Source organism: uncultured Desulfobulbus sp. (assembly GCF_963662935.2).
In the GTDB taxonomy this organism is placed as follows: domain Bacteria; phylum Desulfobacterota; class Desulfobulbia; order Desulfobulbales; family Desulfobulbaceae; genus Desulfobulbus.
Genome location: NZ_CAXXTL010000002.1, coordinates 69,995 through 91,196 on the forward strand (window position 1 = coordinate 69,995; position 21,202 = coordinate 91,196).

At 43.3% G+C, this 21,202-nt stretch carries 15 protein-coding genes; 10 read left to right on the forward strand and 5 right to left on the reverse strand.

Annotation, left to right across the window (positions count from 1 at the left end):
- Nucleotides 1–61 precede the first annotated feature (61 nt).
- From ACHZCX_RS04900 to aroC, 5 genes are all read left to right on the forward strand, one after another.
- Nucleotides 62–625, forward strand: coding sequence for a hypothetical protein (locus ACHZCX_RS04900; protein ID WP_319586115.1), 564 nt, complete (start codon nucleotides 62–64; stop codon nucleotides 623–625).
- 90 nt (nucleotides 626–715) lie between these two features.
- Nucleotides 716–2,755: a discoidin domain-containing protein gene (locus ACHZCX_RS04905; protein WP_319586116.1), complete on the forward strand. Its 2,040-nt coding sequence runs from the start codon at nucleotides 716–718 to the stop codon at nucleotides 2,753–2,755.
- 246 nt (nucleotides 2,756–3,001) lie between these two features.
- Nucleotides 3,002–4,429: an IS1182 family transposase gene (locus ACHZCX_RS04910; protein ID WP_319586117.1), complete on the forward strand. Its 1,428-nt coding sequence runs from the start codon at nucleotides 3,002–3,004 to the stop codon at nucleotides 4,427–4,429.
- A gap of 438 nt (nucleotides 4,430–4,867) precedes the next feature.
- The gene (gene aroA / locus ACHZCX_RS04915) at nucleotides 4,868–6,175 is read left to right on the forward strand and encodes a 3-phosphoshikimate 1-carboxyvinyltransferase (protein ID WP_319586118.1); all 1,308 of its coding nucleotides are present in this window, start codon (nucleotides 4,868–4,870) and stop codon (nucleotides 6,173–6,175) included.
- Nucleotides 6,176–7,297: a chorismate synthase gene (aroC, locus tag ACHZCX_RS04920; protein WP_319586119.1), complete on the forward strand. Its 1,122-nt coding sequence runs from the start codon at nucleotides 6,176–6,178 to the stop codon at nucleotides 7,295–7,297.
- Between the two features lie 109 nt (nucleotides 7,298–7,406).
- On the opposite strand, the gene ACHZCX_RS04925 is transcribed toward aroC, so the two are convergent.
- The 3 genes from ACHZCX_RS04925 to ACHZCX_RS04935 form a co-directional block, all read right to left on the reverse strand.
- Nucleotides 7,407–9,656 carry a hypothetical protein gene (locus tag ACHZCX_RS04925; protein ID WP_319586120.1) on the reverse strand — a complete coding sequence of 750 codons (2,250 nt, stop codon included), beginning with the start codon at nucleotides 9,654–9,656 and terminating at the stop codon, nucleotides 7,407–7,409.
- A gap of 14 nt (nucleotides 9,657–9,670) precedes the next feature.
- A complete protein-coding gene (locus ACHZCX_RS04930; RefSeq protein WP_319586121.1) occupies nucleotides 9,671–10,726 on the reverse strand; it encodes a uroporphyrinogen decarboxylase family protein in 1,056 nt (351 codons plus the stop codon).
- Nucleotides 10,727–10,978: 252 nt separating this feature from the next.
- A complete protein-coding gene (locus tag ACHZCX_RS04935) occupies nucleotides 10,979–12,205 on the reverse strand; it encodes a WG repeat-containing protein (protein ID WP_319586122.1) in 1,227 nt (408 codons plus the stop codon).
- A 351-nt stretch (nucleotides 12,206–12,556) separates the two neighbouring features.
- Between ACHZCX_RS04935 and ACHZCX_RS04940 the strand changes: the two genes are divergently transcribed.
- Nucleotides 12,557–13,966: an ATP-binding protein gene (locus tag ACHZCX_RS04940; RefSeq protein WP_319586123.1), complete on the forward strand. Its 1,410-nt coding sequence runs from the start codon at nucleotides 12,557–12,559 to the stop codon at nucleotides 13,964–13,966.
- A gap of 12 nt (nucleotides 13,967–13,978) precedes the next feature.
- Here ACHZCX_RS04940 and ACHZCX_RS04945 read toward each other — a convergent pair whose 3' ends face one another.
- A complete protein-coding gene (locus ACHZCX_RS04945) occupies nucleotides 13,979–14,359 on the reverse strand; it encodes a RidA family protein (protein WP_319586124.1) in 381 nt (126 codons plus the stop codon).
- A gap of 66 nt (nucleotides 14,360–14,425) precedes the next feature.
- Nucleotides 14,426–14,788, reverse strand: a complete 363-nt coding sequence (locus ACHZCX_RS04950) for a zf-TFIIB domain-containing protein (RefSeq protein ID WP_319586125.1) — start codon at nucleotides 14,786–14,788, stop codon at nucleotides 14,426–14,428.
- A gap of 297 nt (nucleotides 14,789–15,085) precedes the next feature.
- Between ACHZCX_RS04950 and ACHZCX_RS04955 the strand changes: the two genes are divergently transcribed.
- From ACHZCX_RS04955 to ACHZCX_RS04970, 4 genes are all read left to right on the forward strand, one after another.
- Nucleotides 15,086–16,036, forward strand: a complete 951-nt coding sequence (locus ACHZCX_RS04955) for a zf-HC2 domain-containing protein (RefSeq protein ID WP_319586126.1) — start codon at nucleotides 15,086–15,088, stop codon at nucleotides 16,034–16,036.
- Between the two features lie 39 nt (nucleotides 16,037–16,075).
- On the forward strand, nucleotides 16,076–19,237 hold the full coding sequence (locus tag ACHZCX_RS04960) for a hypothetical protein (RefSeq protein WP_394708763.1): 3,162 nt from the start codon (nucleotides 16,076–16,078) through the stop codon (nucleotides 19,235–19,237).
- Between the two features lie 354 nt (nucleotides 19,238–19,591).
- A complete protein-coding gene (locus tag ACHZCX_RS04965; protein ID WP_319586128.1) occupies nucleotides 19,592–20,299 on the forward strand; it encodes an SUMF1/EgtB/PvdO family nonheme iron enzyme in 708 nt (235 codons plus the stop codon).
- A 431-nt stretch (nucleotides 20,300–20,730) separates the two neighbouring features.
- Nucleotides 20,731–21,186 carry an NAD-binding protein gene (locus tag ACHZCX_RS04970; protein ID WP_319586129.1) on the forward strand — a complete coding sequence of 152 codons (456 nt, stop codon included), beginning with the start codon at nucleotides 20,731–20,733 and terminating at the stop codon, nucleotides 21,184–21,186.
- Nucleotides 21,187–21,202: the final 16 nt, after the last annotated feature.

Consider the following 21,202-nt stretch of genomic DNA (forward strand, 5'->3'; position numbering starts at 1 on the left):
CAAACCGATCTGTATGCAGTGTGAACGTCGATTAGGCATTCAGATTCTGTGCGAGACATGTATGACTCGCGAAAAAAACCGGCCTGCCGGAAATACAGATCAAAATCAGAATATTACAGTTACACCGGAAACAATTGTTGTTAACCAAGCTCCGTCTGAGATTGTGCAGCCTAATATCGGAATGGCAATTCTGTATGGATTGATTGCGGCTGTAGCCAGTGCATTCATTTGGGACAAAATTGTATTTTTCACGCATTACAAGCTAGGCCTGGTAGCAGTTATAATTGGGGTAATTGTTGGAATCGCCGTCTTGAAAGGCGCTAAAGGCGGACACAGTAAAGCACTTCCCATAATCGGCGCCGTTTTAGCAGGATTCGGCATCTTACTGGGCGAATACCTTCTGTTAGGCGATCTGCTTGGCAGCGAGGTTGCAAAAGACACTGTAAACGGTAAGCATCTTTCATATTCTGGGCAGCTTCTGGTTTCCATGTTTATCTTCCCAAAATATCTATTCGGCGGCGGGATGAGTCCAATGAGCTGGGTTTTTATACTAATCGGTATTTATGAAGGGTGGAAAATTCCATCAAGAGCAGCAGATGGCGCATTCAGCAGCGAGAAAAAGTAATCAAACACCGGAATGTTTATCGAGCATTCAGATACATATACAATGCATGGAGTTCACAATATGCGAATTAGAGTTTTAGCATCTATAATTATGATGGTTGTCATCGGAACCGCCGGACTACATGCATCAGTATTTCCAAAAATACCTGATGTGATCCTCGGTATTAACCAACCGGGACCATCAGGTATTCCAACAGATATTGAACAATCCAAATCTCCATGGCGTCTTACAGATGCTGATATCGCACTGTTTAAGGGGATCGGAGTCAATACGATCCGCATCCCTGTCTATCCAACTAACATCGGTCTTGACGGTACAAAACTGACATGGAAGCGCGGCGACAAGTTTGATGCCGCAGAAGCTGATAAGTGGACGGTCGACTGGTCGCTCCTTGATGCAACACTTGATCAGTTCCAGAGGAATGGGATCACTCCTTATATCTGCCCTCATCCATATCCACTTGCAAACTGGATGACCATCTACATACCTGAAGATGCAGATCGATGTCTGTGGTTCACCTCATTAATAGTGAAGCATGTAAGCGCAAAATACGGAAACAATGTGATTTACGGCTGGTATGAAAACATCTGGAAGAACTCTATGGAACCCTGGTATTCCGGCGTATACAGATATACGCTTAGTTCGATGTTTCCGGCTGAATGGCATCGCATGTTGAAAAATATGTATAAAGGCAAGATAAAGTCGCTTAACCTGGCATGGAATACGCATTACAAATCATTTGATGAAGCGCCTGTCTGGGATTTGGGCACGATACGCGGCATCCCGGCTGACGCATACAATAACAGGCGGACTTACGATCTCAGAACCGCAATCGACCTTCTTTCAAGAGAACGATTGTTATCATGGCGCACACGGTTAAAGCAAATCGCACCCGGAGCGATGTGGGCTGGGGCATGCCTTCACGATGGTTTCGATGGATACTACGACGCTCAGACTGGCAATCCTCCTGCATGTAACTGGGGAATCCGCACTCATGCCATCACCAGCGATGTGCTTGCGGCTGACAATTATCAATATCCGCAAAAAATGCTGACGGCATATCGCACTATTGCGAAGATAGCGGCATCTGAGAAAAAGTCGTATATGGCGGTAGAGATCAACGGGCAATCACCAGCAGCATTTGAGGCGATGATGAGTGCAAGCGGATCAATACGCGGCGCGCTTGTGTGGTGCGGCAAAGAAGACGCATTCGGTCTCATAAAAACGGATGATTCGACCAACAAAGCCAGCCTGGATGCAGTCAAGAAGCTTTTCACACATCTTAAAGACCGAAAACCTGAACAGACGCGGTACATTCCCGGAACTGTATATGTATACTTTCCTGAAGAAACGTACCGAAGCGCGGTCTTGAAATCCAGTCATCTTGATGCATACGATCATGTGTGCGACACCCTCTCTCCATCAGTCTTTGAGCCGGTGTTCACGTCTGAATTGCTGAAACTGCCTGGTGACGCACCGATCTATGTCCTGGAGAAATACCTTCCGACTAAAGCCATTAAAGCAATCAACCAACTAGGCAGCAGAATCATATGCCCGTATTCATACTTCGTCGATGAGAACGGCAGAAGGATTGAGCGTAGTTACGTGCCAAAGGACTTTTATGCCGATCTGCAGAAATCGAAGTATGGCGCTGAACTACTCGATGCATTTATGAGGGTTGAAGAAAAAGAGTTTAATGCAGCATACAAAGATGAAGGCGCAAAAGCATTTACAACATCAGAATTTAAGAGTGAGAATGAGATAAATCCCGGCGCATTGTATAATCCAATGGATCTGATAGACGGCGATCCTGTTGCAAGCCGCATAGTATTCGCAGACAAACTGCAGGATGAATATATCGATGTTGAACTGCCGGTATCAAAACTGGTATATGGCGCATTCATGGAGACCGCATTTGAAGATGCAGGCAGACGACTGGCAAATGTGACGATTCGTGTATCGGATGACGGCAAGTCATGGCAGGATGTATATACAACATCCGCGATTAAATCAGATAGAATCCATATCCGATTCAAACCGATGATGGCTCGATTCGTGCGGTTTGATCTAGGTCAAAGCACTGATGCCATCGGTACCCGCCTGATGGAAATCGGCGTTCTGGGTAGGTAGTTATTGAGCAACCAATCGCGAATAACCGCAGTTATTTCGGTAAGAAAAAACCTTGGCATGTGACAGGGAGGGTGAGGCTCCTGCCGAACCTGAAAGATGTAGAATGGAACATTTGATGTATAATTACAACCCAGGCTCAGCAGGACAGGCTGTCCGAAAAGGTAATAATTATATGTAAAAAAAGAAGGATATATCAAGAGTGGTGTAGAATATATAATCATACATTTACTTGGAGATATGCCTGCAATGAAGAAGACAAGAAAGATATTTAAAGACCCTCTATCACAAAAAGACCAATACATGCTTTTACCGTTATCGGTGAATGATTTTATAACAGAAGACTCAGAAGCAAGAATCATTGACGAGATCATAAATAGCATGGATCACAGTGAACTGATTGGAAAATACACTGGTGGTGGGGCTTCGGCATACAATCCGATAATGCTACTGAAGATATTGATATATGCGGGCTGCAATGGAATAAGAAGCAGCAGGGTGATAGAGAAACTGCTCCATAAAGACTTGGAATACATGTATTTATCAGAGATGAGCAAGCCCAATTTCAGAACCATATCGGATTTCAGGAAAGACAACCTTGAGGCACTGGAAAATGTATTCAGAGAAACAGTAAAAATGAGTATGAAGATGGGTATTGTGCTGCTCAAACATGTTTCTGTAGATGGAACAAGGCTGGAAGCGAACGTATCCAAAGACAACTCGTTCAATAAAGAGCGTCTTGAGAAAGCATTGGAACGGGCTGAAAACAGAATATCAGAGATAATGGCTGAATGGGATGAAGCAGATAAAGAAGAAGATAAGCTCTATGGAGATAGTAACGGCAGGGATATCAAAGATTCATTAAGGAAAGCGGAAGCCCGAAAGAAGAAGCTTGAAGAGATAAAAGCGGAAATGGAAAAGGAAGGTATAAACACGATCGGCTGGACAGATAAGGACAGCAGATTAATGAAGACCAAGGGCGGGGTCCGCGCAGGATATAATCTGCAGGCTGTAGTAGACAGCGAATCTCAGATTATAATCGCAAACGAAGTAAGCCAGGAGTCGGCTGACAATGGATTGCTGCCTGATATGTTGGAAGAAGCTAAGAAGAACACTGGTGAGAAACCGGAGATAGTAACAGCAGATGGCGGATATTACAGTCCAGAGTCATTAAAATACGCAGATAAAGAGAACGTCGACCTGTATATACCCAATAAGCGAGGGCAGGAAGAACAGAAGAACAAGTTCAAATATGATGAATCAAAGGACGTATATATATGCCCCGCAGGAAATGAGCTAACATATTACAAAACAAGGAAGCGCGGGGATTACACCTGCAGGTTATATAGATTGAAGTGTGGAAGCTGCCCTCTCTCAACCACCTGCGAGCATGCGAACAAAAGCAGGAAAGTAGAGAAATGGGTGAGACTGGACGGGCAGTTGCAAGATGCAATGGCGAAAAAGGTTAGTAGCCCGGAAGGCAAAAAGATATATAAGCAGCGAATGTCGATAATTGAACCGGTCTTTGGGAACATCAAACATAATAAAGGCTTCAACAAGCTGAGGTTAAGAGGGCTTGATGGAGTTGATATAGAGTGGAATCTGGGTTGTATATGGCATAATATCGGCAAAATATTGCGGTATTGGGCCGAAAGGAAGGTATTATTGGGAATATGAGGAAGAAAAGAGCAAATATACAGGCGAAATTCATAAAATATCGCTCTTGAAGCGGAAAATCGCCTGTTAATATTTGATGCCCTTGTTTATCTTGGCAAAATTGGGTTGAAAAAAAATTGAATCCCAAAAGTCGCCAGATTCCCATTACCTTTTCAGACAGCCTGAGGAGCTTCGCCCTCCCCACTCTCTCTCCGACCTATTTTTAGGAGCTGAAATATAGATATTTACATTCAGATTTGATTATCACCGCGAAGATCATGACGATATTTGATACTTTGAAGCACCCCACCTGCCTCCCCTTGGAAAGGTGAGGTTCTTAGTCTGGTCCTTTGAAGTTAATTGTGATTTCCTGGTACACATTGACACCTCAACTTCTTTTCAGATAAACTATGATATAATTAGAATCGCTATATCTATGTTACAGAGGGCACAAAGAAGATGCTTCTTATATCTAGAAGATCAAAACTTACCGGGCTTGTACGCATTCCCGCATCGAAGTCACATACAATCAGAGCGATTGCGGCTGGTTCTCTGGCAAATGGATCGTCCATAATCAGAAATCCGCTGATATCGGCTGATACAACATCCGCCGTTGACGCTTATAGATTATTCGGAGCCGGCATAAGTACCGGAACTGATCTACACATTGATGGCTTATCCGGTTTGCCTGTAACACCCAATGATGTGATAAATGTCGGCAACTCCGGCACGTCACTGTATATTGCGATGGGAACGGCAGCCTTGAATAATTCGTGGTCGATATTTACCGGCGACGAACAGATCCGCAACAGACCAGCAGGTCCTCTTCTAGAAGCCTTGACCAGTCTGGGGGCAAAAGCATTTTCAACACGAGGTGATGGACGACCGCCAATCGCAATAGCCGGTCTGTTACAAGGTGGAAAAATCACTCTGGATGGAAGCAAGACCTCCCAATACCTGACAAGTCTGCTGATGAACTGCCCACTAGCAGGCGGTGAAACTGAAATCACTGTAGATGGCGCGGTTGAGGTGCCATACATCAACATGACGCTTCAGTGGCTGGACGACCTGGGTATTCGATACGAACATGAAGGATACACAAGATTCATGATTCCAGGCGGACAGACTTACAAATCGTTTGATAAACGTATTCCGGGTGATTTCTCATCGGCGTCATTTTTCCTGTGTGCAGCCGCGATAACCGGATCAGAAATTGAGATATACGGTTTGGATATGAATGATACCCAGGGTGATAAGGGTATAATCGATATATTAGTCAGTATGGGTGTCAAAATCACACCGATTATGAATGGCGGAATAAAAGTTTCAGGCGGTTATCTCACCGGCGGAGAGTTTGATCTGAGCGATATGCCGGATACGCTCCCCGCACTTGCGGTAGTTGCATGTTACGCGGAAGGAACGACGAGATTAGTGAACGTCGCACAAGCCCGGTTGAAGGAAACCAACCGTATCCGTGTTATGCGCGAAGAGCTTACCAAGATGGGTGCGCTGGTTACGGAACTCCCTGATGGGCTTGAAATCGTGGGATCTCCACTTTATGCGGCAACACTCAGCGGTCATGGAGATCATCGCGTTGTAATGGCACTGTCAATCGCGGGAATGGGGTGCGATGATTGGACTCAGGTAGATACCGCTGAATCAATAAATGTTACATTCCCTAATTTCGTTGACCTTATGCAAGGAATTAATGCAGAAATCGGCAAAGAAATAGACAGGTTTGATCTTTTTGGTGGAGGTATTGGTTAGTTGTTAGGAAACACTTACGGACGGTTATTCAGAGTTACCGCATGCGGCGAGTCATACGGTGATGCTCTTATGGTGATAGTTGACGGCGTTCCAGCCGGACTTTCAATTTGCGATGCAGATATTCAGAAAGAACTGGATCTGCGGCGGCCGGGACAATCGCCTATCGATTCTCCACGTATGGAGACAGATCAGGTAAAGATCGTCGCCGGATTGCTTGAGGGGAAGACGACCGGCGCTCCGATTGGGATGGTCATCTACAATGTAGACCGCCATGACATCCATGTTCAGCAGTATAAGGATGTAAAAGACCTTATAAGGCCCGGACATGCTGAATACACATTCTTTGTAAAATACGGTGAATTCGCTGATTGGTGCGGAGCGGGTAGAGCAAGCGGCAGAGAAACCTGCATGCGCGTTGCGGCAGGAGCCCTCGCGAAGATCATCCTTCAGAGCGAAGGAATCGAAGTCGTAGGATACACAAAATCGTGCATGGGCATCGAAGCAAAACCGATGAGTTTTGATGAGATAAAGGCAAAGAAGCACAGCAATATGATCATTTGCCCGGATGAAGAAGCCGGTGAGAAGATGATCCAGAAAGTGCTTGAAATCAAAGATGAAGGCGAAACCGCAGGCGGTATCGTAGAGATCATCGCACGCGGTGTTCCAGCCGGACTTGGCGAACCAGTATTCGACAAACTGAGCGCATGCATCGCACATGGACTGATGAGCATCGGCGCAGTAAAAGGTCTGGAGTTTGGCGCAGGTTTCGAGGTTGGATGTATGAAAGGCTCAGAATGCAACGACATCCCGTACCTTGATGAAAACGGCAAAGTCCGCTTCAAGACAAACAAGGCAGGCGGATTCCTGGGCGGGATATCGACCGGCGAAGACCTTGTGATGAGGATCGCCGTAAAACCAACTCCCACTGTCTCAGTCGACCAGATGACGGTTGACATGGAGGCAAGAGAAGAAAAGATGCTTGGCGCCATCACCCGCAGAGATCCCACGCTGCTTGCACGTTTGATCCCTGTTGCAGAATCGATGGTAGCTATGACGATACTCGATCACTTGATGATGTGGCGCGGCTATGACAGCGTCCAGAAGTTCGAACATAAGTGGTAATATTCCTATAGAAATCAGTAAATGAAAACGGATGCTTTCTTAATAGTAGAGAGCATCCGTTTTAACTTAGTCTGTTTGGTAGAATATTTTTACAACACGATGACCGGTTCTATCTCTTCCATTTCAAAACACTTAATATGTTTGAATAGTCGTCAGTCCACACCGGTTTGTTGGAATGATATATCGTTGGCGACCACCGAGGATCATTTGCAAGCGCAAGAAAATCTGATGACTGTCTAGCAACAAGCAGCCAGCACGATGTAACTTTACCTCTTATTTTATCTTCTAATGACACATTGGAATCTTGACCGACTATTCCATGCAAACCGGAATCCTCAACCAGATTGCTGAACACAGGCACAAGATCTAGATATCGATTAGATAAATGGAAGATGACTACTCCATGGTCTTTCAACTTAGTCAGATACAATGCAAGTGCCTGTTTGGTAATCAGATGCATCGGAACGGAATCACTGCTGAATGCATCAAGGATGATCATATCGTAACTCTTAACAGGCGCATCAGCGATGGAGAGCCTTGCATCTCCTAATACGATATTCACATCAGCGCCGCGAGCTCTGGCGTCAGATACATATGTGAAGTAATCCGGATTCAATGCAATTTCTTCAATGCTTTTGTCAATCTCATAGAATGTGAAATGCTGGTCTCTGTTTGCATAAGCAGCAGTCGTACCCGAGCCAAGTCCAACAACAGCTACATCTTTCAAAGTGCCAGTGCTGTTTAAAGCGCTAAATGCCTGCCCAAGCGGTCCGGATCTAGTGTAATATGTCAAAGGCTCACTGCGGTATACAGAATCTTTACTCTGCATACCATGAAGCGTAGTTCCATGTATGAGCTCATCCATATTGGTGTATGGATTATATCTTACACGCGCAACTCCGAAGAAACTCCGTTCCTGATAAAGGGTCTGCCCGTTGATTATGGGACTTAGTTCAATAATGATCAGCAGCATACTCAAAATAACGCCAAATCTAAATGGCTTCTTAACAGTTAAGTAACACGCAATACCAGCTATACCAAGAGTTACTGATACAAATGTTGAATCATACGAATATGCATGTTTCATAGCATATCCGAGAGCTATCATCAGTGGTATCGATATACCGATAATCCACACCGAATCCATATATGTTACCTGGAGCGCAGCTTTCTTCTCCGCTTCAGTAGCATTCGGACGCGGGAGTAGAAGGACTACACAAGCAAGCACCAGAACGATTGGATATTCAGCAATCGATTTAAACACTTGAGGGGCAAGGAGCGCATTAAACATCCCGCCAAGCATTCCTCCAACAGACATCAACAGATAGAATTCGGTGAGATGTTTTGATGAAGGCCTGTCTATAACCAACTCTCTGTGGCATGCAATCGCGGCGATGATAAACGTCGGCATTGGGATGATGATCATCCATGCCAGATCAAGATTCACTTTTGCAAGTCCGACTGTCTGGATCAGCACGAGGATCGGCAGGAGCTGAATCAACCACTTTTGTGGGATATATTCACGCCTTGAGAATGCGATAACAAATGAGAGTAGATACAACCCGAGTGGAACAACCCACAGCAGTGGAACTGATGCTATATCGGTTGTCAGATGAGTGGTAACACCAAGCATAAGGCTTGATGGTATAAACGCCAGCAGCAGCCACCTTAGCCGCCTACCGGTTGTAAGTGGAATTCTTGAATTGGGTGCATCCGAATCGTTTGCATCATTTTGTGTAGATGATACCGGCATGGCAGCTTTCTTCTGAATCCCCTTCCATACTGCAAATCCGCACAACGCAGTCAAGATTATCAGAACCTCATATCCATATTTCCAGATTAGATTCTGTGTTGAAATATGGAGATTCGGTTCCAGAAATGCCAGATATCCAATGAGTCCTGCAAAACTTCCGGCGTTACTTGCCGCATAAAGGAAATAAGGATCTTGACCTGCGGGATGATCGGTATATGTGAACCATCGCTGTATCAACGGCGCGCTTGTTGATACAATCACAAACGGGAGTCCGACTGTCACCGTCATCAGCATGAGCAGCCAGGGGATGGGATTTCCGCCTTTTGGAGGCTGCCATCCAAGCGGAAGCACAATGGGGAGCAGGAGGAGCGGAATCACAAATAAAGCAATATGTAGAATCACCTGGGTACGCGGTTTCAATTTAGTCGCTGAAAGGTGAGCGTATGAATATCCTGCCAGTAGCGCGATTTGAAAAAAAACGCTGCATGTATTCCATACTGCCGGAGTTCCACCAAGTAAAGGGAGTACCATCTTGGCGTATAATAGCTCCATCACGAATAACATACACGCGCTTAAGAAAAGAGTTATAGAAAACAGGAAAAGCATTATTCCTCCAGATATTAGTACCAGCCGTATTCGTAACCGGCTTCATATAAAGCAACGACATTCTCTGCCGGACCAACTGACTGTATATTGTGGCATGGTGCCAGGATATATCCTCCGCCATCACCCAGTATTCTGATGTTATCCTGCACTTCCTGACGCACTTCGTCAACTGTGCCGAATGGAATTGTGTATTGATTATCAACGCCGCCATGAAACGCAATCCTGGAACCGAAATCACGTTTCAGACCCTCGCGTTCCATACCCGGACATCGCCATTGAATCGGATTCAGCACCTCGATGCCGGTTTCTACCAGATCCGGTATGATCTCCCTTGCCGCTCCGTCGGTATGATGGAAGACAAATGATCCATGCTGCTTTGTAAGTTCCATCATCTTTTTCATGCGGGGAAGCAGATACCGGCGGATATGTTTCGGCGAATACATCAATGTTGTCTGTCCACCCAGGTCTTCAGCTACATAGGTAATGATCACTTTTCCGGGAATAGTCTCGAAGATTCGGAGAGTATCTTGATATGCCAGACTAAACAGCTTATCCAGACAGTAATCCACAATCTCAGGATTCTCAACCAGATCAACAAAGGCCTGTATCTCGCCTCTAAGGAGCTTATAGAGAAGAAACGGTTCAGAGCCCCCTCCGCGTATAGGCCGATGCTCCTTGCCTTTGACATCCTCAGGAAGATGCGAGTAATCCCAGTGATCAGGATCAGGCCAGACATAGCCGGCTTCTATCTCTTCTACAGAGTTGAAATCTGCCAGCGGAGAGCTTATCGGTTCACTGTATACACCGGTTGCATACTCAATCTGCCGATATTTTATCCCCCAGATATTGCATCCTTCTTCCGGCGGTGGACCAATATATCGACCCATTACCGTATGAGGTATATCGATATGCAGTTTAACAAGCATTTCATCGAATGTGCAGTTCAGATGTGTAAGCAGTTTCTCAGTTGCTTCACCTGTTCCCCAGTAATCCATCGGAACTCTGTCAGGTATCCTATGTGAGATCACCGCCAGCCATCGCTCTCTAGGACTCATTGTATCTTTTTTCATAACACTCTCCTGAAATGCAGATAACATACTGATTTATATTAAATATTTAAGACAAACAATCCTCCATAACAATCGGGATTTATGAAACCGCGAATACACGCGAATTTACGCGAATTGAAATGCATATGATATGAGGACATGTAGATATCTTGTTGATAAATCCTCAGGGAGCTTTTCATATCACAAGTACACCATCGTTTCTATCATTCGCGTGTATTCGCGTTCATTAGCGGTTAATAAAAAACACCGGATTCAAAACTTAATCGCAACTGGTGCACGTCCTTCACTGAATGATCCTGCGATATCATATTTGGGTTCTACAACCATCTTCCCGGTTTTATCGATAAATCCCCATCGTTTTGATATACAAACCGCTGCCAACCCCTCATGGAATTCAAACGCATCATCATATTCCGGCTTTATCACCCATTTGCCAGATTTATTAATATATCCAAATTTGGATAACTTGCCTCTCTTATATAATGGCATAACCGCTGCCAATCCTTCAGAGAATCGCCTGCTTTCCCGGAATTGGGGAGGTATGACCATTTTACCTGTTCTATCGATATAACCCTGACCGGTATCTGTCTGCACTCGTCCCAAACCCTCTGAGTATGGATATGCCAATTGAAATGTTGGTTTAATTACTATTTTCCGGTTTCTGTTCATATATCCGCACTTTAGAGAATGAAGATCGATTATAGGAACAAATCCTTCTGATATAAACACCTGACTAGAAATGCCGCTAATTTCAGATGAAGGTATTAATTGTTCAAATATTTGAAATGATGTTGTGGAATTAATGATAATTTTCTTTGGCAAGATCAGTTTCCCTGCTTTGTTAATCAAACCAGCATCAGTCAATGCAATTCCATCATTAAATGGAGTTGTCCTGTTGCTTCTGAGTTTTATCACCAGTTTACCAAGTTTATTAATATAACCGGCTTCTGATGTAAACGGTATTTGCTTTATACATACCGCAGCTAATCCTTCCGAAAAGCTACTTTCTTCAGATCCGCTAGATAATTCATATTTATACCCTATTTTTAGCTCACCTTTTGGATTTATATAACCGATTCGTATACCATTGTCTCTACTATTACTTTTAGCTGGTTTGATTCGAGTTGAAACAGCAGCTAATCCTTCATTGAATGATCCTGCTGATATGTATTTTGGTTTAATCACATATTTTCCGGATTTGTTTATATAACCAAACAATTGCTTGTCACCAGACTCAATCTCTACCGCTGCCAAACCTTCTTTAAATCTACTTGCCTGAGAGAATTTTATCTGAATCACCAGTTTACCGGATTTATCGATATATCCCCAAAATTGTTTGTGGAACCCAGATGACTCAACGGCAGTTGCAGGCTCCTCGTGATTCTTAACCTGCTGTATATATTCTGCTTTATGAATGCTGCATGAAATCATGAATTGGGGTAAGATAAGTAACAGCAAAGTCAAACAGATTTTTCTCATTTATATCTCCATGTGATTGCGGCATTGGTCAGCTTGATATAATATCTATGTTAATATAATACATGATCTTATATTATTCCTCCTGTCATTATCTGTAGTAACTAATATTTTCCTACCAACGATTTATCATATGTAATTCAAATATCATAAATATATCTGCACTTCCGTCATTCGCGTGTATTCACGTTCATTAGCGGTTAGTAAAAGAAAAAACAAATTTATGTAATCTGCGTAACAATCCCACGTATGAGGTGTTGTCTTTTGGAAGAATATGTGTTATTCTTGACGATATGATGTCAAATATTACCATTACATCATCAAAACCTTAAAATACAGAAAGCTTGTGTAGATGTGAACAACGGCGATTTCATCACAAATGACCATGAACAACATGAGTTGACTAAGATACTGAGAGCGCAAGCCCTCAGTATCATAAGCACAAACCTGGATGACGTGCAAACACATAGTCCTCTAAATCTTCAACAAATCATGGAATACTCCCGGCCTTCACTTGGAGGAACGGTCCACGTTGGATTATACCGCACCGCAAGGCTACTGGCGTTTCGTGAAGTCCTGGGTGACAAGATATCATCATCTATACTGGCAATCTCCGGTAGATCAATAGCCGAAAAGATGGAGATCGGCAGCATCAAGGATATGTTCGATATACTCGAAAGCATGTCGATTGGTAAACTGAAACTCGAAACACAGTCAAACGACCTGGTGGTTATATCGGCTGAAGAATGCGCCACATGTTCCGGATTGCCGAATGTCGGCACCCCGTTATGCTGCTTCGAGGGTGGATTCATCGCAGGTGGTTTGGGGAAGATCAGCGGAGACAGTTTCAAAGCGGTTGAGACACAGTGCTGGGGATTGGGCGACACCATCTGCAGATGGCAGATATCCAGAATGGATGGCAAAACAAGCGACGGATGTGAATCTATGCAACCGCTTGATATGATAATCGCACTTGCAGATAAGGCAGCGTCATCAGTAGACGCAGCCATTGCAATGCGAAGTAAAAATCTCCAGTTGCGTGAAGCAAACAAACGAATACAGGAATCCGATCAGTTGAAGAAAGACCTTAATGACATGATTGTGCATGACATGAGGGTACCACTGACAGCGGTTATGGGTTCACTTGAGATGCTATCCAATATGATAAGCACTAATCCATCATCGCAGGAAACCAAGCTGATAAGAATCGCCCTGTCAAGCAGTCAGATGCTGGTGAATATGGTCAGTGATCTTCAGGATATCAGCCAGATAGAAGGCCGGAAATTGAACCTCACTCTGGCGCCGGTATCACCTGTATCTATCATAAGACAAGCGATAGACGGGACAGAAATCCTCGCAGGTAAGAAGAGATTGAAAGTCGTTACCGAGATATCTGAACCGCTTCCGGATATATCAGCAGACAAAGATCGATTAACACGTGTGGTTATCAATCTGATCAGCAATGCGATCAGATACACTCCTGCGAATGGTGTTATTATAATAAATGCGATTCTCGACAAAGATAATGACAAAGTGCGAATAAGTGTGAAAGATACAGGCGAAGGTATCCCGAAAGAATACCATGATCGGATTTTCGATAAGTTCTTCCAGGTAGAATCAAGCCGGGTTAGACGTAGAAATACATCGGGACTTGGATTGGCTTACTGCAAAACTATGACTGAAGCACATGGCGGAACGATTTATCTTCAGAGCGAAACCGGAATCGGAAGCACTTTCACCATCGAGCTTCCGCCATGCGCTTAGATTCCATTATCATTACTTCAAAAGCGCGATTACTTCAATCTCAACATTCACATCTTTCGGCAAGCGGGAAACCTGTATTGTAGATCTTGCAGGCGGATCGATATTGAAGTATTTCGAGTAAACCGCATTCATTGATGCAAAATCATTCATGTCAGCAAGAAAAACAGTTGTCTTCACCACATCCGCCAACGATAGGCCCGCTTCATCAAGAACACCCCTGATATTTGATATCACTTGTTCTGTCTGCAAGGCAGTATCACCCTGAATCACATTGCCTGATACTGCATCAACAGGGATCTGTCCGGATAGAAACAAGAATCCGCCTGCTTTTACAGCCTGCGAATACGGTCCAATAGCTGCAGGAGCCTTGTCAGTTTGAATTATCTCTTTCATTTCAGTCTCCATACCTGGTTTTTATGTTGCCTAATTCTAACTCAATGCACCTTTTGGATTCAACTATCAACCGAAAATATCGAATATTTCGCCAAATATTCCTTCTCGTTTGCGAGGTTTACCTGTCTTTGGATCGATCTTCTCATCTTTTCGTCTATACCGGTCATCATCATCGTCATCATCATGATCATAATGCTCTTTTTCTTTATGATCTCTGAAACGATCAGCATCTCTATCAACAGATGTAGTTTCAGACATGCGCCTTTCATCACTCCCACGGTTTTCGGATCTGTTGCCGTTCGCAATTTCCAGGATTTTATCCAGTTCTCCACGATCTAGCCATATGCCTTTACAGTCAGGACAAAGGTCAATCTCTACACCATGTCTGTCAACCGGTCTAAGTTTTGTATCACATACAGGACAATTCATAATCTATCTCTCCTTTGAAATAGCAAAATTATTAGGTTTGCTTTATTAAATACGGAATTAGATTTGAATGTGTCACAAGTTTTTATTTCACATTTTGTTATAATGATTTTCAGATTTTGATTTGATTTATTAATCCTCAAAGTTTTTTCATTGATACAACATAAAAATGAAATATTATGGCTATATATGTTATAATTGAATCTTCCACAAGTGATGAAAATAGTTGTAACTTTTTGATAGAAAAACAGTTTATATATATAGAAGAGAAATACACTCTAGATTAAGGAGGTTCCCGAAATGAGCTGTCATGAAATCGAAATACTTTTCTCTGCATATATAGACGGCGAACTGCGGGATAGTGATACCCAGATTATCAAGTCACACATCGGCAATTGCGCTGAATGTGCGAAGAAGATAAAAGAAATTCAACAGGTATCATTAATCGCCTCAACCATGCCTGAGGTAGATACACCGGCATCGCTTAAAGATAACATATTAGCCAAAACAGTTTACCGGCAAACATTCGCAGACAGATTGGTTGCAGTATTAAGTATAAATCGCATACCCAGGCTTGCAGGGGCATTATCAATACTAGTATTAGCAGCCGGCTTCATATGGATGTATAACCCATCAACATCGGACACAACGGTAAATGTATCGCCTGGTATCGTTCAATCAAACTTAACGCCAAATGTTATAAACAAATCAAATAATAAGACACCATCTGTGAATAATTCGCAAAAAACTATACAAATAGCAAAAATCAATCAAAATATTCGCGAAAACAAGATAATTAGTAAACAATATTCAACTTATAAACGTAAAATGTATATGAACAAGACAAATGTAGCCGCAACTATCGATGTTAAAAAGACCGGAAAAAAGGCTGATGTAAAAATCGCCTCGTCTACAACGGCAAAGAATTTAATGGATACTACAAGTATTCGTAAACAGAATACCGATAATGTAATATCAGACAACCCAATTATTGTTGCATCTGACACTAAAAAAGATGATACAGCTAAAATTGATATCGCAGTAAACGAAAAACCAAGTGAGCCTGAGATCAGAACCGCTAAGATACTTACAGCAGAGCGTGAAAACAGATTAGCTCAAGAAAAAGATGCTCTTAAAGAGATGCGCGACAAACTAAGATCACGCAACCTGAATCGAAGATACAGCGACTTCCATGCCCAGGACCTGGACGACAGGACGATAACTGTTCAAATAGCCAGTATGCGATTCTAGAATATTAGATAAATACCGCCCGAAGGCGGGGTGATTATAATGAAGGCGATAAAATTCATATATACCGGATGCATGACAGCAATACTTATCATGGCTGCTTTTAGCTCTGTATATGCCCAGTCATCACTTTTACAGGGTGATACCGGTGCAGGACTTACATCGCTTTCATCAACAGGATTAAAAGAACGTGGAGTCCCAGCAAGCGACCTCATCAAGGGAAATGGCGGCAAATCCGGGTACATGCTTAGTCATGGCGGAATTGTAGATGCCAGCGAAACAATCAGTGTCGGCGGAATCATGAAGCGCCGTAACAGCGATTATTCCATTGACTACCTTTCAGGTACATTAATGTTTGCAGAAGCAGTCCGCTCCGCAGATATTATCAAAGCAAATTACAGATATGTACCAGGCAAAGAAGGCCAGCGCAGCTCGCTTGGAATACCATCACTATCCTTCAGACTCGGTTCAAAGAATACTATTGGTCTAATGTATGCATCAAACGCAGCTACAAACAACCAGGCTTATGACATAATGACCTATGGGCTGAACATGAAAACCAGCCTTGGAAAAAAATCCAGCATGACCAACATGATGTATATGTCATCTGCGCAGGATTCAGGACGCATGTCGCTCTTATCGGCATTAGCTCCAAAGAGCGATAAACCCAAATCAGATAACATGTTCGTTCACGATTCATTGCTGCAATCAGGAAATCTATCAGTTAAACTGAACTATCAGGATGTAGGTAAAGATTTCAGCGGATTTACCGCCCTCAGACAGCAAGGTGCAGCTCCTGGTGATATACTCAATCAGCTTGAAAAAGAAAAAGGCCTCAAAAGAATGGGCTTGCAGGCTGATGTGAAAATGGGTGCGAAAACAACTACCGGTTTGGGATTCAGCAGGATCTCCGACACAGGTGGAGATATACTTAAACAATCACTCAATATCGGCAACGATAAGCTGAAATTTAATGCTAATTTACAGAAAATCGATAAGGGATTCACAAGATTTGCCGACCTTGCCGAGGGTGAACGCGGACAGTGGGCTAAAGAGCAGGGAATGAGCAGAACCAGCATGCAGTTGAGCATGGCGCCAGGTAAAGGGTCGGCAGCAAATTCTGCATGGAATTCACTGAACATGAATACCATAAGTGATCAAAGCGGACAGCTTTCAACAAGAAGCCTGAATTTCTCAACGAAGAAATTTTCTATAACATCAAGCCAATTATCTGTAGATAAAGGGTTCAGTCGACTGGCATCACTTTCAGATGCTGAACGAACATCCATGGCACTTTCAATATATCAACAATTTGATTCAAACGCCACGGCAGCGAATGTAAACGATCAAGACAGAGCGCAAATCCTTACAGAGGCCGGTATAGACCGCAAGAACACCCGTATGAATCTAAATATGGGAACTTCTGCAATGCAGCTTGGAATGTTGAACATCAGTGATACATCAGGCGGCATAATCCGGCAGTCGCTTTCATTGACTGGGAAGAAATTCGCTATATCAGGATTCACGCAGTCGATTGATAAAGGCTTCACCAGACTTGCATCGATGGCGAATGTGGAGAAAGCTAATTTCGGTAATGAAACCGGTATGAAGCGAACTAATCTGATCGGCAGCTTTACGGTAAATCCTAAACTTCAATTATCAACATCGATGTCTAAAGTGGCATCAGATAATGGCGGACTGACGAAGTATGGACTGAGCCTGACAAGCGCCAGACTTACAATGTCTGCCAATTACATGAACATGGACAACCAGTTTACCCGCATTGCAGATCTGGCTGATGCTGACAAAGGCAAACTAGCTACCGAACAGGGAATGAAGAGATACGACCTGACAACTCATCTGCAGGCAACCAAAAATGTAATCATTGACAGTTACCTGTATGACGCGAAGAACTCCATCACTGAGATGTTCAGACGCCAATTGTTGAACAGCCTGGTTTACAGTCCTGCGAAAGGTCCGAGAATAACAGCTTTAATGGATCAGTATTCAAACGGATTGCCAACAGTTGTTAGCGGATATTCACATCAGAAATACACATATGACCAGGTGCTTGGAAAAGGGAAGTTTACACTGAGTGCACTCCGTGATTCACTAACTAATACTACCCCAACCACTGTAGAAACAATAGAAACATCAATGTTGCATTTCAATACGGATCTGCAGAAACGAACATCATTTATTGGCGATATGAATTCAGTTAAGAACACAAATGGCACATTTACAGACACTCAGACGCTGAAGATGAATACAAAGCTGAACTCCAAGATGGCGTTTATCGGAACACGGTCAACAATTAATACAGACAAGATGTCGATTGCAAGTCAAGAATACGCTGTAACCGGAAAAGTTATGAAGCAGATCAATCTCGCTGCTAAATTCGGCGATACGCTTGTAAACGGTATTCAAGCCGCAAAAGTACGCGAACTTAGTCTGAATCCTGACGCGCCTAAAGATTATGGCGCATTCAAAAAAGTCAATTGGAAACTGGGTTATGGACAAGTGCAAACAGGCGGAAAAGTTCAGACTGAGAGTCAGTCGATAAAAATCGATACCAATTATCTCAAACATCAGTTAGGCGTCGAATACACAAGCGGTATAACAAATGCAGGAGTACCAAGTATCACCCGAACTGTTAATATCGCGAGTAATCCTAACCCTAAGAATAAAATCAATTACAATTTCGCATATAAGATGCGCGATACAGGCGCACCTCAAAATGTGTTGATTCGGAATTATAACGCAGATTGGCAGGTAACTCCTTTCGCCAAACTGATTTACTGCTATAACAGCAAAAAAGAAAATCCGGATGGAACGATTAATCCTGCAGACGCTGAAAGCATCAAACTTACAACAGCAGTAACCAAAACTTTAGGACTTCAAGGCCAATGGGATCGTGCATCTGATTCTAATACAAAGTACGATAAGAACACTCTCAGTCTAGGGATCGCAGGAAAATTATCGGCAAAAGGAACCGTTGAAGCAGGATATGGATTCGACAATGTTCTGGCTAACGGCATTAGAGCTGATTCAGTAACGTACAGACTGAAATACGATCAGCAACTGGATTCTGATCATTTCCTTTCATTATCAGGGTCGTATACAGATTGGCAAGGCGCAAAACCAGCCGCAGTAACAACTGATGATGTAGTATATCAGATTGATTTCAAGACGGTATTCAATTAGAAATACGATCTAAAATTGTTTCACAATAAGCGGGATGTTTACCAAGACATCCCGCTTTAATTTTAACTATCATTCAATTCTGTGATTGGAGAGATATTTGTGATAAAGATCAGACTTTTAATTCTAACTATTTTATTGGCGCTTTGCATAACTACAACAGTCGAAGCAATGGGTAGATGCCCGAAATGTCTTCGCCAATACAGCAACTCAGCCAGTTTCTGCATAAAAGACGGAAACCGACTTAAAGCCCCATCTACAATGAAGTTCATTCACAATAAACGAATTCAACATCGATCAACACTAAGACCCGGCGTTAAAATCGGCGATGTTCGGACCAATCCAAGAGATAACGCTATGATGGTCTGGGTGCCAAAAGGAAAGTTTTGGATGGGAAGCACCGACGCTCAGATAGCCAAAGTGTTAAACGAAGCCCCCACCCTCGTACGGGAATGGTACGATAATGAGCAACCACTGCACACTGTGTACCTTAGCGGTTATTGGATATACAAGTATGAAGTAACAGTGGCACAATATCGGAAGTTCTGCACAAAGACCGGACGACTGATGCCGATAGCACCGGACTGGAGATGGATCGATAGCCACCCCATAGTCAATGTCAGTTGGCAGGATGCTTCCGCCTATGCGAAGTGGGCTGAAGCTTCATTACCTACAGAGGCTCAGTGGGAGAAAGCCGCACGCGGTACAGATGGACGTATCTTCCCTTGGGGCAACCAGTTCGACACTTCGAAATGCAATGAATCATCCAAAGAACTGCTGAGAACTCAACCGGTAGGAAGCTATCCAGACGGTGCAAGTCCATATGGATGCATGGATATGGCAGGTAATGCATGGGAGTATTGTTCTGACTGGTATTCGGCAGACTACTACGCAAAATCGCCATTCCGAAATCCAACCGGACCAAAGAAAGGGATAGAACACAGTTTACGCGGAGGTTCGTGGTGGGACAATATGGTCAATAATGAACGCTGCTCACGACGGGCCCGTATCTTGCCAGCAAGCAGCGATTATCACAGTGGATTTCGTTGCGTAAGGGTACGGTGAGATCAGTCATCTTTATTCCATCATAAAGTATTATTGTTTCGTCCAGGAGTCACATTCTGGACGTTTTTTTCACATTGCACCATCAATTCTCACTATGAAATACATGAGAATGCAAACACATCATGCAATCATTGACATACGTATCTTGCATGATATATACTTTCGAGGTGAGACTGTGATATAGTCTGGAGTCTCATCCTCATCCAAATATGATGCCGCAGACCAATATAATCAATATTTGATTCTGACTGCGGTAATTTCCTTTTTAATGGCTTAAACGCCATATCTACAGGATGTGATTTACCAGACAATCATTATATCAAATCATCGATGCAATGTAGCGCCCCTGATTTCCAATATGATTAACAACAGAATACTTACACCATCATGAGCATAAAACTGATGGTTTATTCGCAATAGGAGGGATGATAATGAAAGTAATAATCCTGGGATGCGGCCGCGTAGGTTCCACACTTGCAGGAAATATGTCGGCTGACGGTCATGATGTAACAATTATTGACAAAAGAAGCGATTCATTTCGACGGATAAGAACCAGTTTCAACGGATGCACAATAGTTGGCAACGGCACAGATAGTGAAGTTCTGAAGAAAGCCGGGATCGAAAAAGCTGACGCATTCGTAGCCGTAACAAATGGCGATAACACTAATATCATGTCGGTACAGATTGCGAAAGTAACATTCAAAGTACCTAAAGTTATAGCTCGAATATATGATCCAATTCGAGCATGCGCTTATCAGCAGCTTGGAGTTGAAACGATCTGCACAACAGTTGTAGGCGCCAGGTTAATCAATGATTATCTACTTGGCAAGGAATGGGGTATGGCGGCAGATTACTGTATGGTAGAAGATATACAGAGTCAGCTTTAATTTTCGACAATTTTCT